At 62.9% G+C, this 17,605-nt stretch carries 11 protein-coding genes and 1 tRNA gene; 5 read left to right on the top strand and 7 right to left on the bottom strand.

The features are described 5' to 3' along the window. Positions 1–252: 252 nt before the first annotated feature. Positions 253–2,310 carry an FAD-dependent oxidoreductase gene (locus VWY75_RS14935; RefSeq protein WP_416537596.1) on the bottom strand — a complete coding sequence of 686 codons (2,058 nt, stop codon included), beginning with the start codon at positions 2,308–2,310 and terminating at the stop codon, positions 253–255. Positions 2,311–2,517: 207 nt separating this feature from the next. Continuing rightward, on the bottom strand, positions 2,518–3,393 hold the full coding sequence (locus VWY75_RS14930) for a LysR family transcriptional regulator (RefSeq protein WP_416537597.1): 876 nt from the start codon (positions 3,391–3,393) through the stop codon (positions 2,518–2,520). A gap of 95 nt (positions 3,394–3,488) precedes the next feature. On the opposite strand from VWY75_RS14930, the gene VWY75_RS14925 reads away from it, so the two are divergent. Beyond that, on the top strand, positions 3,489–3,770 hold the full coding sequence (locus tag VWY75_RS14925; protein ID WP_416541628.1) for a DUF1330 domain-containing protein: 282 nt from the start codon (positions 3,489–3,491) through the stop codon (positions 3,768–3,770). A gap of 263 nt (positions 3,771–4,033) precedes the next feature. Here VWY75_RS14925 and fdhF read toward each other — a convergent pair whose 3' ends face one another. The 4 genes from fdhF to VWY75_RS14905 form a co-directional block, all read right to left on the bottom strand. Continuing rightward, the gene (gene fdhF, locus VWY75_RS14920; RefSeq protein ID WP_416537599.1) at positions 4,034–6,808 is read right to left on the bottom strand and encodes a formate dehydrogenase subunit alpha; all 2,775 of its coding nucleotides are present in this window, start codon (positions 6,806–6,808) and stop codon (positions 4,034–4,036) included. 142 nt (positions 6,809–6,950) lie between these two features. Further along, positions 6,951–8,681, bottom strand: a complete 1,731-nt coding sequence (locus VWY75_RS14915) for an NAD(P)H-dependent oxidoreductase subunit E (RefSeq protein WP_416537600.1) — start codon at positions 8,679–8,681, stop codon at positions 6,951–6,953. A 51-nt stretch (positions 8,682–8,732) separates the two neighbouring features. Further along, positions 8,733–9,629 (bottom strand): LysR family transcriptional regulator, encoded by an 897-nt coding sequence (locus VWY75_RS14910; protein ID WP_340547263.1) that lies wholly within the window; start codon positions 9,627–9,629, stop codon positions 8,733–8,735. A gap of 195 nt (positions 9,630–9,824) precedes the next feature. Then, positions 9,825–10,367, bottom strand: a complete 543-nt coding sequence (locus VWY75_RS14905; RefSeq protein WP_416537601.1) for a winged helix DNA-binding protein — start codon at positions 10,365–10,367, stop codon at positions 9,825–9,827. A 1,029-nt stretch (positions 10,368–11,396) separates the two neighbouring features. Between VWY75_RS14905 and VWY75_RS14900 the strand changes: the two genes are divergently transcribed. Beyond that, complete coding sequence (locus VWY75_RS14900; RefSeq protein ID WP_416537602.1) at positions 11,397–13,268, top strand: methyl-accepting chemotaxis protein; 1,872 nt, start codon at positions 11,397–11,399, stop codon at positions 13,266–13,268. Between the two features lie 399 nt (positions 13,269–13,667). On the opposite strand, the gene VWY75_RS14895 is transcribed toward VWY75_RS14900, so the two are convergent. Further along, a complete protein-coding gene (locus tag VWY75_RS14895; protein ID WP_416539186.1) occupies positions 13,668–14,861 on the bottom strand; it encodes a 50S ribosomal protein L11 methyltransferase in 1,194 nt (397 codons plus the stop codon). 366 nt (positions 14,862–15,227) lie between these two features. On the opposite strand from VWY75_RS14895, the gene VWY75_RS14890 reads away from it, so the two are divergent. The 3 genes from VWY75_RS14890 to VWY75_RS14880 all read left to right on the top strand — a co-directional run bounded on the left by VWY75_RS14890 (position 15,228) and on the right by VWY75_RS14880 (position 17,568). Next, positions 15,228–16,745, top strand: coding sequence for an ABC-F family ATP-binding cassette domain-containing protein (locus tag VWY75_RS14890; RefSeq protein ID WP_416535145.1), 1,518 nt, complete (start codon positions 15,228–15,230; stop codon positions 16,743–16,745). Between the two features lie 232 nt (positions 16,746–16,977). Then, positions 16,978–17,457 carry a GNAT family N-acetyltransferase gene (locus VWY75_RS14885; RefSeq protein WP_416539185.1) on the top strand — a complete coding sequence of 160 codons (480 nt, stop codon included), beginning with the start codon at positions 16,978–16,980 and terminating at the stop codon, positions 17,455–17,457. A gap of 34 nt (positions 17,458–17,491) precedes the next feature. Next, positions 17,492–17,568: transfer RNA gene (locus VWY75_RS14880), tRNA-Arg, on the top strand. Positions 17,569–17,605: the final 37 nt, after the last annotated feature.

Raw genomic sequence — 17,605 nt, 5'->3', positions numbered from 1 at the left:
AGTTAAGGATGGCCGCAACACCAAAATTCAGGAAAATGAGAGTTTCCGCTAAGAAAAACACGAAACTCAACATTTACAATGATTTACATGGAAACAAAGTCAGCAGACCTGACCCGAAATCTCGCAGAAAACCGCCAGACCACACCCACAGAAACCCCCATAAGCCACTTACCCACAGACTCACCAAACATATCCACACCCCAGAACACCCAAAACCCGTGAATCACACCTAACACCGTCAAACTCAGACGGTCAGATGTCCTTCATCAGGCGCAGGGCGTCATAGATCGCCGCATGGGTGTTGCGGGCCGAGACCGCATCGCCGATCCGAAACAGCTGAAAGCCCCCCTGCCCCGCTGCTTCGTCCGCGCGCCCGTGCGGCTGCGGCCTCCCGGCGATCAGGGCGTCGTAATCGACCTGCCCGCCATTCAGACTATGCGGCTTCAGGTCGAAATAGAGATCGTCCAGCGGCAGCGTGCCGTAGTTGAGCACAACCTGATCATAGAGCTTGCTGGAGCGATGGCCGCTGTAATCCGTCCCCAGCACCGCCAGAAGCCGGTTGCCTTCCTTGCGGACCTCCAGCAGGCGCCGCGCCACAGTGAAGGTCACATCCCGGTCCTGCAGGCTGCGCATATAAGGGACAAGGTTCATCGCCATCACATTGGGGGCAAAGACCCGGTCCGGGGTCATCACCTCAACCGTCGCGCCCGCCTGGGCCGCAACCTCGGCCGCCTGAAGCGCGGGGTGATCGCCGCTTTCGTCATATATCAGCACCGAGCCGCCCGGCTTAACATCCCCCGAAATGATATCCCAGGCCGAGACAACATGCGCCGCCTCCTCGCCCGCCTCGAACAGCTGCATATTCGGCAGGCCACCGGTGGCCACGATCACCACATCCGGCGCAAGCCCGATCACATCCTGCGCCTCGGCCCAGGTGTTGAATCGAAACTGCACATCCCGTGCGGCACATTGCGCCATGCGCCAGTCGATGATGCCCATCATCTCGCGGCGGCGCGGGTTCTGTGCGGTCAGGCGAATTTGACCGCCGGGATCGGAGGCAGCCTCAAATACGGTGACCGCATGGCCGCGCTCTGCGGCAACGCGCGCGGCCTCCAGCCCGCCGGGGCCAGCGCCGACAATCACCACCTGTTTGGGCTCTGCGGCGCGGGTGATCACATGTGGCATCGTCAGCTCACGCCCGGTTGCGGCGTTGTGAATGCACAGCGCCTCTCCCGCCTGATAGATCCTGTCCAGACAATAGGTCGCGCCAACACAGGGGCGGATGTCCTCCTCGCGCCCCTCCCTGATCTTCTGCACGATATGGGGATCGGCCATATGGGCGCGGGTCATCCCCACCATATCAAGAAGCCCCCCGGCAATCGCATGGCGGGCGGTGGCCACATCGGGGATGCGGGCGGCATGAAAGGTGGGCAGGCCCGTCGCCTGCCGGACCGCACCGGCAAAATCCAGATGCGGCGCAGACGGCATCCCCTGCACCGGGATCACATCGGTCATTGCCGGATCCGTATGGATGCGGCCCCGGATCACATTCAGGAAATCCACCATGCCGCTGGCGGCCAAGCGTCTGGACATCTCCAGCCCCTCGTCGGGCGAGATGCCGCCTGCCGCCGCCTCATCCGCCGTATACCGCAGACCAACGATGAACTCGTCCCCCACCCGCTCACGGACTGCCGCAAGCACCGCCATCGGCAGCGCCATCCGACTGTCGAGCGTCTGGCCGCCATATGGCCCGTCCAGATCATTGGTCAGCGGCGACCAGAACTGATCCAGAAGATGGCCATAGACCTGCAACTCGATCCCATCCATGCCCCCGGCCTGCATCCGCTCCGCAGCATCGGCGAAATCGGCGATGACGCGGGTGATGTCCCAATCCTCCGCCAGCTTCGGAAAGGCGCGGTGTGCAGGTTCGCGGTGGCGCGACGAGCTGATCGAGGGCAGCCAGTCGCCTTTGTCCCAACCGGTGCGGCGTCCCAGATGGGTCAGCTGGATCATCGCCGCGCAACCATGCTCATGCAGCTGGTCGGTCAGATTGCGGATCCAGGGCACCACCTCATCCTTATAGGCGAGGATATTGTTGAACACCGGCGGGCTGTCACGGGAAACCGCCGCGGAGCCTGCCGTCATAGCCAATGCCACGCCCGCCTTGGCCCGTTCGGCGTGATAGGCCGCATAGCGCTCCTTTGGCATGCCGTCCTCGGGATAGGCCGGTTCATGACTTGTGGTCATGATCCGATTGCGCAGTGTCAGATGTTTCAGCTGATAGGGCTGCAACAAGGGATCGTTGGACATGACAGGCTCCTGCAAATGGCGCGGACCACCAAAGCGAGGGCGCGCGGGATCCGCCGACAAGATCACAGCTCTGGACATATGTGTCAGGTCAATTTCCGACCCTGTCAAGAGCCCCGCACGACACGGTAGCGCCGATGGTGACCGGTCAGGGGTGACAGGCGGGTCTCGTGACCGAGAGAGAGAGAGAGCCGCCACCCGGCGCCTGCTCTAAAAGGCGGTGAACTCCCCGGCACGGCTGCGGAAGAAGCCTTTTAGCGCGGTCTTGAACGCGCGCACCTTGGCAGAGGTCAGCAGGTCCGGATGGCTCAGCACCCAGATCGGCGCATAATCCTGCGGCGCAACCCCCGGCAGCGGCTCCAGATCCGGATCACTGCGCGCCAGATAGATCGGCATCCTGACCGCGCCCAGCCCCGCCTTTGCCGCCGCGATCAGCGAAGTCATATCGTCAAACCGCGCCCGGATCCGATGGTTCGGATAATGTTGCAGCGCGGCCTTTGGCGGCGCGTCATAGCCGCTGTAGATCACCCAGTCCAAGGGCGCAGCGGGATCCGCCAAAGCCCGCGCCACCAGATCCCGCCGCGCGACGCAGGCGGTTTTCTGATCGGCCAGATGCAGCCCCACCAGGCTGTCGCCCGGCGTCCGGCTGATCCGGATCGCCAGATCCGCCTCGCGCCGGGTCAGGTCCAGCACATCATTGGTGGCGCGAACCGTCAGCTCGACCTCCGGGTGGTCCGCGCAGAACTGCGCCAGAAATGGCGCGAGATGGCTCTGGATCAGCAGCTGTGGCGCGGTGAGCACCAGCTCACCCGAAAGGCTCTGATCGCGGCCCGACAGGTTGCGCAGGGCCGATTGCTCGGCCTGCTCCATCCGCCGCGCTGCCGCGGCCAGCTCTTCCGCCTCGGCGGTGGCCAGATAGCCTTCGGGCCGACGCTCGAACAGCGGCCGCCCCAGCATGTCCTCGGCCCGCTGCACACGGCGCGCCACGGTGGTGTAGCTGACGGACAGCGCCTGCGCGGCCCCGGCCAGGGATCCGGCCCGCACCAGCGCCAGAATGGTCCGCATGTCATCCCAGTTGATCTGCATACATGCGTTTTCGCATGGGCGGCACACGATTGCATGTGTTTTCTCGCGGCACGCTTCCCGGCATCAAGACGCCATCAACAGTGAAAGGACAACAGATGGCCTATGTCTACGTAAACCTCCTCCTGCAGGACCCCGAGACTATGGCGGCATATCGTGAAAAAGCAGGCGCCGCCTTGCAGAAACACGGCGCCAAAGTGCTGGTCTCAACCCCGCAGCAGACCGTGATCGAAGGCACGCGCGATGCCACCGGCATCGGGGTGATCCTTCAGTTTGCCAGTCCAGAGGCCGCCAAGGGCTGGATCAACGACCCCGAGCTGCAGGACGTCCACGCGCTGCGACAAGCCGCCGGCAAAAGCGCGATCACGCTTTTGGCCTGACCGCTACTCCTCTCTCACAAACGCTCCCGCCCGTCGGCTGGCGGCGGAGCCCCCACCTCCCGTTGGGTCAGGCGCCGCGCCCATTGGGCCCGGCGCAGGTCGCACCCGGCCGCATCTCATGCGCCCAACACGGTTCGTCTTTGTTTCCAACGCTGCAACGGGCCGCGCCCGCGCCGGGCGCCAGCGCGGCGCCACCGAAGACAACGGGCGCGGAACCCTTAGGTTCCGCGCCCGCTTTGATCTTCGCCAGACGACCTGCCGGATCACTCGGCTGCGATCTGTCCTTCGATCTTTTCGACCTTCACCGCCGAGAACTTGAACTCGGGGATTTTGCCATAGGGGTCCAGCGCCGGGTTGGTCAGGATATTGGCGGCGGCCTCCACATAGGCGAACGGCACAAACACCATATCCTCGGCAATCGCCCGGTCGGCGCGCGCCATGATCTCGATCGAACCGCGGCGGGTCGTGAGGCGGACCATCTCGCCCGGCTCGACGCCCATCAGCTTCAGCGTCCGCGGGTTGAGCGAGCAGTTCGCCTCCGGCTCCACCGCATCCAGCACCTTGGAACGACGGGTCATCGACCCGGTATGCCAATGCTCCAGCTGGCGGCCGGTGGTCATGATCATCGGGTAGTCCGCATCCGGCGCCTCATCCGGCGGGATCACCGATGCCGGGGTAAAGCGGGCGCGGCCCTCGGGGCGCGGGAAGCCATCGCCGAACACAATCGCCTGACCGGGATCGGTCTCATGCAGCGACGGATAGGTGATGGTCTCGGTCTCCAGACGCTCCCAGGTGATGTTGTTGAGTGACTTCATGTTCAGCTTCATCTCGGCAAAGACTTCGCTGACATCCTTGTAGTCCCACGGCAGGCCGATGCGCTGCGCCAGCTCGACAGTGACCTGCCAGTCCTCGCGCGCTTCACCCGGAGGCGCCACAGCCGGACGCACACGCTGCACCTGGCGGTTGGTGTTCGACACGGTGCCGTTCTTCTCATAAAGCGCCGAGGCCGGCAGGATGATGTCGGCATAGTTGGCCGTCTCGGTCAGGAAGATATCCTGAACGATCATCAGCTCCAGCTTGGCAAAGGCGTCGCGCGCGTGATCGGCATCCGGGTCGGACATCGCCGGGTTTTCGCCCTGGATATACATGCCCTTGATATTGCCGGCATAGGCCTCGTCCACGATCTCGGTCACGGTCAGGCCCTTCTCGTTCGAGAAGTCGCCGCCGCCCCAGACGTCGGTGAAGCTCTTGCGCACATCATCCGACGTCACGGTCTGATAGTCCGGCAGGAACATCGGGATGAGGCCTGCGTCCGACGCCCCCTGCACGTTGTTCTGGCCGCGCAGCGGGTGCAGACCTGCGCCCGGTTTGCCCACGTTGCCAGTCATCAGCGCCAATGAGATCAGGCAGCGCGAGTTATCCGTCCCGTGGATGTGCTGGGAAATCCCCATACCCCAGAAAATCAGACCCGCATTCCCACCGGCAAAGATCCGGGCAACACGGCGCAGCTGATCGGGGCTGATGCCGCAGATCTCCGACATTTTCTCGGGCGTGAACTGCTTCAGATGCTCTTTCTCGGCCTCCCAGTTCTCGGTCCAGCGGTGGATGTACTGACTGTCGTAGAGCTCTTCCTCGACGATCACATTCATGATCGCGTTCAGCATCGACACATCCGCGCCGGGGCGGAACTGCACCATTTCGGTCGCGAACCGGCGCAGGCCAACGCCGCGCGGATCCATCACGATCAGCTTGCCGCCGCGTTTGGTGAACTGCTTGAAGTAGGTCGCCGCCACCGGGTGGTTCTCGATCGGGTTGGAGCCGATCACAATGGCCACGTCGGCGTTCTCAATCTCGTTGAAGGTCGCGGTGACCGCACCGGAGCCCACGTTTTCGATCAGCGCCGCAACCGATGAGGCGTGGCACAGGCGGGTGCAGTGGTCGACGTTGTTGTGCTTGAAGCCCTGACGGATGAACTTCTGGAAGAGATAGGCCTCTTCGTTGGTGCATTTCGCCGAGCCGAAGCCCGCAACCGATTTCGGGTTCTCATCGCGCAGGCGCATCAGACCCTTGGCGGCCAGATCCATCGCCTCTTCCCAGGAGGCTTCGCGGAAATGGGTCGAGAGATTACCGGGATCGACGTTCAGGCCCTTGGCCGGCGCGTCGTCGCGGCGGATCAGCGGCTTGGTCAGGCGGTGCGGGTGGTGGATGTAGTCAAAACCAAAGCGGCCCTTGACGCAGAGGCGGCCTTCGTTTGCGGGGCCATTGATGCCATCGACATATTTGACCTTGCCGTCCTTGACCTTGAGCGAGACCTTGCAGCCGACACCGCAGAACGGGCAGACGCTTTCGGTCTCGGAATCATAATCCTTGCTGTCGCCGACCTGCTGGTCATCCATCACGGTCGCGGGCATCAGCGCGCCGGTCGGGCAGGCCTGCACACATTCGCCGCAGGCCACGCAGGAGGACTGCCCCATCGGATCCGCCAGATCGAACACCGGGTAGGCGTCATGACCGCGGCCGGCCATGCCGATCACGTCATTGACCTGCACCTCGCGGCAGGCCCGCACACATAGGTTACAGGAAATACAGGCGTCCAGATTGACCTTCATCGCCACATGGCTGTCATCCAGCAGCGGGATTCGGTTCTTTTCCAGCTTGGGGAAACGCGACTCCGAAACCCCGTTCAGCTCCGCCATATCCCACAGATGCGAGGACTTATCGCGCGCCTCCTCCTGCTTCGGCTGGTCCGCGATCAGCAGTTCCATCACCATCTTGCGGGCGTTTTCAGCGCGCGCGTTGTTGGTGGTGACCACCATGCCCTCGGCAGGTTCGCGTATACAGGAGGCGGCCAGCGTGCGCTCGCCCTCGATCTCGACCATACAGGCACGGCAGTTGCCGTCCGGGCGGTAGCCGGGCTGCGGCTTGTGGCACAGATGCGGGATCTTCAGCCCGCGGCCGTTGGCGACTTCCCAGATGGTCAGGCCCTTCTCTGCCGTGACCTGCTCGCCATCGAGTGTGAAAGTGACTTTATCGCTCATGGCTCAGACCTCATCCATCTGAAGTGTCACGCGGAGGGCAGCGCCCGTCCCGGGGTGGGCGTGAAGCGCCCGCCCATGGGGGCGGGTCGGGCGCTGCCCGGCGGTGCCCGCCGGGTGGAGGATCTCAATAGCGCCGTACATCTCAGACCTCATCCGGAAAATGTTTCATGGTCAGGCGGATCGGGTTGGGTGCGGCCTGACCCAGACCGCAGATCGAAGCATCGACCATTGCGGTGCTCAGCTCTTCCAAGAGGCCCTGATCCCATTTCTTCTCGCTCATCAGCTTGACGGCTTTCTCACAGCCCACCCGGCAGGGGGTGCACTGGCCGCAGCTTTCATCCTCGAAAAAGCGCAGCATGTTCAGCGCCGCGTCACGGGCCGAGTCCTGATCGGACAGCACCACAACAGCGGCGGACCCGATGAAGGTGCCATGCGGCTGCAACGTGTCGAAATCGAGCGGGATATCATTCATCGACGCAGGCAGCAGGCCCGAGGAGGGGCCGCCCGGCTGATACGCCTTGAAGACGTGGCCATCCAGCATACCGCCGCAGGCCTCGATGATGTCGGTGATGGTGGAACCGGCAGGCAGCAGATGCACGCCCGGATTCTTCACCCGGCCCGAGACCGAATAGCTGCGCAGCCCCTTGCGGCCGTTCTTCTCAATTGAGTTCAGGCATTCCGGGCCTTCGCGGTTGATCTTGGCGACCCAGTAGAGGGTTTCCACGTTGTGCACGAGGGTCGGACGACCAAAGACACCCACCTGCGCCACAAACGGCGGACGATGGCGCGGCTCGCCGCGCTTGCCTTCGATCGATTCAATCATCGCGCTTTCTTCGCCGCAGATATAGGCCCCTGCCCCGCGGCGCAGGTCGATGTAACCTGCCTCGACGATACCGGCCTCTTCCAGCGCGGCGATCTCACGGCGCAGAATTTCCAGCACCGCCGGGTATTCGTCGCGCATGTAGATAAAGGCTTTCTCGGCCTCGACCGCCCAGGCGGCAATCAGCATCCCCTCAAGGAAGACATGCGGCGTGCGCTCAAGGTAGTAGCGATCCTTGAAGGTGCCCGGCTCGCCCTCATCGCCGTTCACGGCCAGATAACGCGGACCTTCGTTGGCGCGCACGAAACCCCATTTGGTGCCGGACGGAAAACCAGCGCCGCCCAGACCGCGCAGGCCGGCTTCCTTGACTTTGGCCTGAACCGCTTCCCAGTCGCCATTTGCGCGCAGGTCTTTCAACGTGGCATAGCCGCCATCCGCCTCATAAGCGGCAAAGGTTTCATACGCGGGGATATGCGCATGGGTATCATCTGCCGCAATCGCCGCTTCTACCTTCTCAACCGTAGCGTGGTCGATGTGGTTGTGGCCGATTTCCAGCACCGGCGCCGTATCGCAGCGGCCCATGCAGGGTGCGCGCAGCACGCGGACCTGAGAGGCATCCAGCCCATCTTCCAGCGCCTTCTTCAGCGCTTCGGCCCCGGCCAGCTCGCAGGAGAGCGAGTCACAGACCCGGATGGTCAGCGCCGGCGGCGGGGTCTCGCCTTCCTTCACCACATCGAAATGGGCGTAGAAAGTGGCGACCTCATAGATCTCCGCCTGACCGGTGCGCATCTCCTCGGCCAGCGCCCGGATATGCGCCGCGCTGAGGCAGCCGTATTTGTCCTGAATAAGATGCAGGAACTCGATCAGGAGATCCCGGTTGCGGGGCCGATCGCCAAGCAGGTCCAGAACCTCGCTATGCGCCTGATCATCCAGCTGCCGGCCCTTGGGCGTTTTGCGCCCCTTGCCTTTGCCAGATTTCCAAACGCCCTTGCTATTGTCCAAAGGTGCCACGATGACCTCCACTTCGCGATGCCAGATAAGGCGGCATTCCATTGAAGAAGCCTATCGTCAAATCGGAAAATTCAAAGGTACGATAACGAACGCTTATTGCTTGAAATCGTCAACCACGCCCTTCATCGCCTTCACCGTCGTCAGTTCGGGCTGGCGGTCCAATGTGACCATACAAATAGGCCTGCTCGGCGTCGGATCGACCAGCCGCAGCACCCGGGCGCCGGACAGCGGCCCCAGCGCATCCATCAGGGCTTCCGGTAGGATCGTGGCAACCGAGCCCGCCCGCGCCATCACAATCGCCGACATGAACCCGCTGGAATCCGAACGCACCTGCGGCCGCAGCCCCTGATCGGCGAAGATCCGGTCCAGAATCCGGCGATTCTGCATCTGCGGCTCCAGCAGGCTGAGCGGCAGCTCTGCTGCCTCGGCCCAGGAAATACTGTCCGCGCCATGTCCGCGATCCACCACCATCGCCTCGGGGGCGACCAGCACATAAGTCTCCTCATATAGCGGCTGGATGGTCACCTGATCGGGACCCAGGCTGTCGTGATAGGTGACGCCTGCATCAATTGTCCCGTCAAACAGGCGCTGCTGGATCACCAGCGAGCTCAGCACCTCGATCCGGGCCAGAACCCGTGGGTGGGTGAGATGCAGCCGGTCCACCATCTGCGCGGCATAGGCTGTTGCGGTGGGCACCACCCCCAGCACCAGCGTGCCGGTGACCTCGCCACGTGCGGCGGCCACCTCCTGCTCCAGCGCCTTGGCCTCATCCAGGATCGAGCGGGCCCGGCGCACGATCATCAGACCCTCTTCGGTCAGCCCCTGAAACCGATTGCCCCGGCGCACGATGGACACGCCCAGGCGCTCTTCCAGATTGCGGATCCGCATTGAAAACGCCGGCTGCGACATGCCGCAGTCCTGCGCGGCCTTGGCAAAATGGCGGTGACGCGCCAAAGCGCTCAGCAACCTGAGATCCTTGAGTTCGATCACCGCTCGTTTTCCTTGCTACTGCCGGGGCGCCGCTGTCGGTCATACACCATTCACAGCGGGTCGCGCCATCGGTTGCCAGCACGAGAGCGGCAGTTTTGGCGCAGGCCAGCAGGCTGGGCAGCCTGCACCATATATATAGGGGGCGATGGAGGCCGCACTCATGCGCCCCGCTACCGCCCCCGATCAGAGCGGGCCTCAGGCCTGCCGCTGTGCCGTCGCCGACCGGGCGATGCCATCATAGATCCCGGTCAGAATATTCAGCACCCGCGTTGCCTCACCGATACGGTTTTCCACGCCCGGCACCTGCGACAGCGCCTGCAGCAACAGGTTGCGACGCTGCACATCGTAGGCTGCGGTGACCCCCAGCCCCTCCTCCGTTGCGGAATAGGTCACCCCGCCACGCCCCGATCCGGTCTTGCGGATCAACCCGGCCGAAGCCAGCTTGCGCAGTGAATACTGGATATTCGGAATGTCATCCCGATTGGTGACCCGCGCAAGCTCCTTGATCGTCTTGGGCCTGTCGTTCATGCGGATAACGTTCATCAGAGTGATTTCGGGACCCGAGGCGGACAGATCCGACACAAGCCCAAGACATTCGGATTGCCAACGCGCAAACCCCTCGAATGTTCTCATCAGTGCAAACTCGAAATCGCTCAGATCATCTTCGGCACCATTATCAAAAGTCTGATCCACCGCATTCGCGGTCTCAGTCTTGGGTGATCCGGAATAGATATCCAACAAATAGTCTCCTTGGTTCAGCGGCATAAATAAGCCTCCGGTGGCGGCGAAACCTGCTGTCAAGGTGTTTCACGCGCATTCGTTCCCCAAACCCGTCACCACGCTCCTTAGTAAGTATCTGGCGTTAGGTTTCAACCCGTCCGTGCAGCAGAAAATGGGGCCAAACTCGGCGAATTTATCCAAGGGGTTGGAGAATCAGCGGAATTTAAAAAGCAAGATAAACTTTAGTTACGCATTATTTTTAAGAATATAGATAAAATTTCACGCCAAGGGCGCCCTGAATCATATTATTTCCGTGAAAACGCGCCCACAGGCCAGACTCATGCGGGGGCGCAGCCCGCCCGGCAGGCCACCCGCCTGTTCGCAATAAAATGGCAGCTTAATCATCACTTTGCGCAGCGGGCGCGGGCCCGCCTGCCCACCGATCGCGCCTGAAATTCGCCCGCCTCAGCCTGCGCTCATTGCGGATGTGCCTATTAATTCACCGGTAAGTCCTCAGGGCTATGCTACCCGCCGACGATGTGCACAGGCACATGTTGTGAGAAGGAGCAGAGCTTGGAACGACGGGCGGACCTCATGTTGGTTGTCGCGCAGGCATTGGCCGTGATGGTGACCATCACCGGTTGCGCTGCCGCACGCCTGATCGTTGCGTGGCGACCGGAGATTTCGACAGGGGCCAACTGCCGGCGCCCATATCGGTCGAAGACTCATGTCGCGGTACGCCCGCTGTTGCGGCACCCGCAGGCAATCAGACCTGCTCTTTCAGCTCGGTATCAAGATTGGGGCAGCGCAATCGCGCGCCTGCTGATGACCGGCGTCCGCCAATCTTTGGTCCGACGCCACAGTATGTTCACCATGTCACCGCCCCCAATCGGGCATGGTTCTCTCGGTTTGCCCGTTCCGGTCAACCAATTCGCGAAACGACGCAGCCGAAGCTTGCGGCTGTGTCCAGGGGGCTGTCGGTACTGAATCCGACACAAATTCCGCCAGCGCGTCCGTTCCGCGCAATGGCAATTGAAAGGTGCTGAAATGAAATTCCGAAATCCTGCGCGTTCCGTCATGAACAGGCTGTCTGTCTTTGCCAAATGCAGCCTTCTCATCGCGGCGTCCACCCTCGTGGTGACCTTGTTTCTGACTTGGGAAAACCAGAAAATCCTCGGTGAAGCTGTAGATAGTGGCGTACAGACACTGGCTGAAGGCGTGACCGTAACCGTGGCCGCGCGCAGCGGCGGTGCAATCCGCTTTGGTGATACCGAACGTCTTGAAAGCGACCTGCAATCCCTGATCGAGCTGTCGAACGGCCGGTCCAGCCACGGGATCGCCATCAATGGCAAAGGCAAGACGGTTGCCTCCACCGGCACCGCAACCGAGGCTGAAATTGCCGAACTGACCCTCGTCGCCCAAAAAGCGATGGAAAACAACCAGATGGAGTATAGCGAAAACGGCTATCTCGTCGCCGCACCCGCCACCGCCGGTGCCGAGGGGACGGTGGTCGTCGGCGCGGTCGGGATGGTCTGGAGCCCGGATGTCGCCTTTGCCGAGGTGGCGCCGAACCAGCTGCTGTCCTTCATTCTCGCCGGTGGCGCCTTTGTGGTGATGCTGGGCCTGTCGATGTTTGCCCTGCGCTCCATGATGTCGCGCCCGTTGGGCGATGTTGCCACCGCAATCAACCGCTTGGCCGAGGGCGATTATGATCACGACACCGAACATCAGGCACGGGGCGACGAAATCGGCCTGATCGCCCGCCATATCGAGGCGCTGAAATCGCAGCTGTCCGCCGCCAGAACCGTGGAAGATCAGCGCCGTGCCGACCAGGCGGCGCAACGGGTTGTGGTGGATCGCCTGAATGACGGGCTGCACGCGCTCTCGGAGGGGGATCTGTCGCAGACCATCGACGATGAATTCTCCGCCGATTACGAAAGCCTGCGCCAGAACTTCAACAAGACCGTCGACAAGATGGTCGGCATTATCGACGCGGTGATCGACAACTCATCGCGCATCCGTGCCAGCGCCGAAGAGATCAGCCAATCCTCCAGCGATCTCTCCCAGCGCACCGAGAGCCAGGCGGCCACGCTTGAGGAGACCGCCGCCGCCATGGAGCAGCTTACCGTCAGCGTGAAATCCGCAGCCGATGGCGCCCGCGAGGTGGAGGGCATCGTATCGGAGGCCAAGGAGACCGCCGTCAACAGCGGCCAGGTCGTCACCCGCGCCGTCGACGCCATGTCCAAGATCGAGCAATCATCGGAAAAGATCTCCCAGATCATCTCGGTCATCGACGATATCTCGTTCCAGACCAATCTGCTGGCGCTGAACGCAGGGGTCGAGGCCGCCCGTGCAGGCGAAGCCGGCCGTGGTTTTGCGGTTGTCGCCTCCGAAGTGCGCGCCCTGGCCCAGCGCTCCTCCGATGCCGCGCAGGAGATCAAGGCGCTGATCAGCGAAAGCACCGGCCACGTCGGCGAAGGTGTCGATCTGGTTGGCCGCGCGGGCGAGGAGCTGAAACAGATCATCGAACGCGTCGCCACCATCTCGGGCCATGTCAGCGGCATTGCAACTGGCGCGCAGGAGCAATCGACCACGCTGGGCGAAATCAACACCGGCGTGACACAGCTCGATCAGGTGACCCAGCACAATGCCGCCATGGTTGAGGAATCAACCGCCGCCAGCCAGATCCTGCGCAATGATGCCAATGAGCTGGCCCGCCAGGTCTCGGTGTTCAAGACCCGCAAAACGGACAATAACGTTGTCTCTGTGGCGCCCAGCGCACCAGCCCCGGCCCCGGCCCGGCCAGCCGCCGCGCCGAAACCCGCGGCTGAGCACAACCCGGCCCCATCGGCGCATGGCGATGATGACTTCTTCGATGCCAGCCCGACAAAGGCCGCCGTCGGCTGGGAAGATTTCTGATCTCCCCCGGCCACACCCAATAGCGAAAAGGCGCGCCAGATCCGGCGCGCCTTTTTCATATCTGCTTGCCCCCCCTGATACATGGCCCAGTCCCCTCCCCTGCGCGTCCCCGCCCCCGGATGACAGAACCCTGTCGCGAGTATCCGGGCAGCACCATCGCCACTCAGTTCTCTGGCAGGTCCAAGGCTCTGGCAGACCTGAGGCTCTGGCAGCTGATATCACCGCAGCCAAACCGGAGCCGAGCGGGGCGCGAAATCGACGACAATACAGGGAATCTCAAATCGGCCGCGAAACAGCGAGGCCACCGCGCTTTTACCGCCGCAGCAGATCCTGTGCGGTCGCCAGCCTTGGTGGCTGGCGACCGCACAGGATGGATGCGGCCCCGGCAGGCGCTGCCTGCTAGCCAAGTGCAGGGGCTGGTGCCGCAGGGGCGGCGGTCTGCACCGGTGCCCAGACCGGGTAGCCCTGCGGCAGCGCGGCCGCCTCACCCGCCCCGTGTTCATAACCCGCGCGCCAGCCCGGCTGTAGCCAGACCCGCGCGTGATCCGCGCTCGCCTCCATGTCGTGAACCGCGAGGCTCAGCGCCGCCGCATCATGCTGCGCCGTCAGTTGCAGATGATCGCCCGGAGAGACCGACCGTGGCCGATCCAGCAAAAAGGCCGTCCGCCCCCAATGCCCCTCGGAACCAAGATCATTGGTCAGCTGAATCCCCGGCGCCAGCTCCATCTCAAAGCTGACAAAAACCGCATGGACGATACCCGGATGGCTACAGATCAGCGTCTCGGTGGTCCGCCCCGGCCTGACATCCGGGCGCGTAAAATCGAACGCAAACAGCTCTGTACCGGCGCCCAGCGGTCGCAGCCCACAGGATCTGAAATCACTCGGCGTGATCTGCGCAACCCGCGCCAGATGGTGAAAGGCGCCCAGATCGAACCCCTCTGCCATCTGCGGCCGCCACTGCTCCAGAAGCGGCGCACTTTCGACAGGTTGCGCGACCAGCCTGCCGGTTTCGGGAACCGCACGGGCGCCCGGCTTGGCCAGCGCCGACATCGCATGTGACAGCGTATCCAGCGCGCCCTCCCCCAATAGAACGGTATCGACAATCTCCGAAATCACCACATCGGCCTGCTCCGGCATGTCGACACCGAGGATAATCTCATGCGACCACTTGGAAATGACGGTGATCCGGTCGCTCAGACCATTGTCGGCAATCACCCGCGTCGCCGCCTCCGCGATCAGCGGCTGCTGCTCACAGGTATAGACATGTTTCGCCCCGGCCCGCGCCGCCAGCATCGCCGTCAGACCGGCACCGCAGCCGATATCCAGCACGATATCCCCCGGTCTGACCTTCATCGCGATGGCCTCGGCATAGGCACGGTTGCGCGCCCGATCCGCCAGCATCGGAAAATGCCAGCGTGGCACAAACGTCTGGTGCAGCCGCTCCTGCAACACCTGCGCCTCATGGTGATGAGGATCCAGCCGCAGCGCTTCCGACAACAGCTGCGCGCTGCGCATACCGCCATCACCAAGGGGGGTGGATTTGGCAAGCTCCACCAGATGCCCGGCCTCCGCGCGCCCCGCAAGAAAGGGCATGGAGGCGGGTCTAGACGTTTGTGTTTTAAGCAATTTTTAGTTTTCCCTATTTGAGGCAAATGCAACTGATTGCGACTATTCACCACCCGGATCTAAGAATTGGTAAAGCTCACAGCCTATCGCGCACCGAATGTCGGCAGGCCATGCCCCGCCCCCTTGCCAAGGGTGCAAAAGTTTCTTAGCCTGACTTGAAACTCACATCGCACAACGGGAGGACAGCAGCTGAACATGCGTATCATCCGCCGACTTCAGCACGGTCCCCGTCTGGCCCTGTAAATCCGTTTGCAGGGCTGGCCAGAGGAAAATCTCGTCACTGGTCCGCCGATTGCCGCTTTTGCGGCCAAATCTCTTTGACCCGAGTTTTCCATGTCTGTCATCAATCTCAATGCGTTGGGCGTCACCCTTGGCGACCCGCTGTTCCGCGACCTCTCCCTGACCCTTTCGAAATCCGACCGGCTCGGTCTCATCGCCGCCAACGGGCGGGGCAAATCGACCCTGCTTGCCTGTCTCGCCGATGAGCTGACGCCGACAACCGGCGAGATCACCCGCGCCCGTGGCCTGCGGATTGGCCACGTGAAACAGAGCCTGCCTGCCGAGGCGCTTGCCGTCACGCTCTATGACTGGGTGCTTGCCGCCCTGCCGGGCGAGCAGGCCGACTATGAGAGCTGGCGCGTCGATGTGGTTCTGGATGACCTTCAGGTGCCTTATGAGTTTCAGCACCAGCCGCTTGGCGCGCTCAGCGGGGGCTGGCAGCGCGCCGCGATGCTGGCGGCCGCCTGGATCACCACGCCGGACCTGCTGCTGCTGGATGAGCCGACCAACCATCTGGATCTCAACCGAATAGCCTTTCTCGAAAACTGGCTGTCAGAGCGGCCGCGCGATCTGCCGATGGTGATCACCTCCCACGACCGCGCCTTTCTGGATGCCACGACCAACCGCACGCTGTTCCTGCGCGCCGAAGGCTCGCGGGTGTTCCAGCTGCCATTCTCCGCCGCCCGCGCCGCATTGGATGAGGTCGACGCCGCCGATGCGCGACGCCATGCCAATGATCTGAAAAAAGCCCAGCAGCTGCGCCAGCAGGCCGCAAAGCTGAAGAATGTCGGGATCAACTCCGGCTCCGATCTCTTGCTGACCAAGACCAAGCAGCTGGCCGAACGCGCCGACCGGCTGGAGGCCGCGGCCAAACCGGCCCACCGCGAGCATTCGGCCGGCGACATCAGGCTGACCAACAGCGGCACCCATGCCAAGGCCCTGATTACATTGGATGATCTGACCGTTCAGACGCCGGACGGGCAACGGCTATACAGCACCGGCCAGAAATGGATCACCCCCGGGGACCGCATTGTCCTGCTGGGCGCAAATGGCACCGGCAAGACGCAGCTGGTCAGGATGATCCAGCAGGCACTGACCGGCGGGGCGGAGCAGATCAGATGTGCGTCCTCTGTCGTTCCGGCCTATTCGGACCAGCACCTCAGCCAGCTGGCCGATAATGACACGCCGCTGGCGCTGGTGACGGCGGCCTCCGACATCGGCGATCAGCCCGCGCGCAACCTTCTGGCGGGGGCAGGCATCAAATTCGCCTTGCAGGACACGGCGGTGAAAGCCCTGTCAGGCGGGCAGAAGGCACGGCTGGCAATGCTGCTCCTGCGGCTTCGCAACCCCAATTTCTACCTGCTGGACGAACCCACCAATCATCTCGACATTGAAGGTCAGGAAGCCCTCGAAGCAGAGCTGATCGGCCAGGATGCCGCCTGTCTGCTGGTGAGCCATGACCGCAGCTTTCTCAGGGCCGTCGGCAATCGCTTCTGGTGGATCCGTGGCCGTCGCCTGGAAGAGGTCGCCAGCGCCGATGCCTTCCTTAGCTCTGAAATGGGCGCGGGCTGAGGGCTATGGCGGCGGCCACCTGTGACCGCCGCCCCGCCAGACCCGCCAGTTGCCGAAATATTGAGCAACACATCATCCAGGCCCCTGGCTGCGCCGGTGGCTGCGGCAGAACCGCTTGCGCCGCCACGTGGTTTTCGCAACTCTGCGACACAGAAACGGACACAGACACAGCCCCCGGAACAGACCCCGCCCCGCCCAGCGACCGGGGATATACGACCCAAGGATCCAGCCGATGACGACCGATATTGCCATCACCCGCGCCAGCGCCACCGAGCCCGAGGCACAGGCGCTGATCAAACGCCATCTGGCACAGATGGCCGCGCAATCCCCCGCAGAAAGCTGCCACGCACTGGATGGCAGCGGCCTTGATGCCGCCGATGTCGCCTTCTTCCTGCTCCGCCGCGACGGGCGGGCCATCGCCATGGGCGCCCTGAAGTCCCTGCGAGACGGCGGCTGCGAACTGAAATCCATGCACACCCTCGCCGAGGCCCGCGGCAGCGGCGCCGGACGCCAGATGCTGGAGTTCCTGCTGGACCGCGCCCGATCCGACGGCGCCTCTGCTGTCTATCTCGAAACCGGCTCGACCGAGGATTTCACCCCAGCCAAACGGCTCTATGAAAGCTACGGCTTTGTCGAATGCCCACCCTTTGGCGAGTACAGCAAGGACCCCTGGTCGCTGTTTATGCGCCTTGACCTGCGCGCCGCGGCTTGACCCTTCCCCGCGTCCTGTCATAACTGGCGCCAGCGGTCCCTTAGCTCAACTGGATAGAGCAGCTGACTTCTAATCAGCAGGTTGAGGGTTCGAGTCCTTCAGGGATCGCCAGCATTCCATCCATCAGGATCTGCCCGATAGCGGCGGC

This window comes from Phaeobacter sp. JH20_08, from assembly GCF_048056635.1.
In the GTDB taxonomy this organism is placed as follows: Bacteria; Pseudomonadota; Alphaproteobacteria; order Rhodobacterales; family Rhodobacteraceae; genus Phaeobacter; species Phaeobacter bryozoorum.
This window is presented reverse-complemented; position numbering and strand designations above follow the sequence as displayed.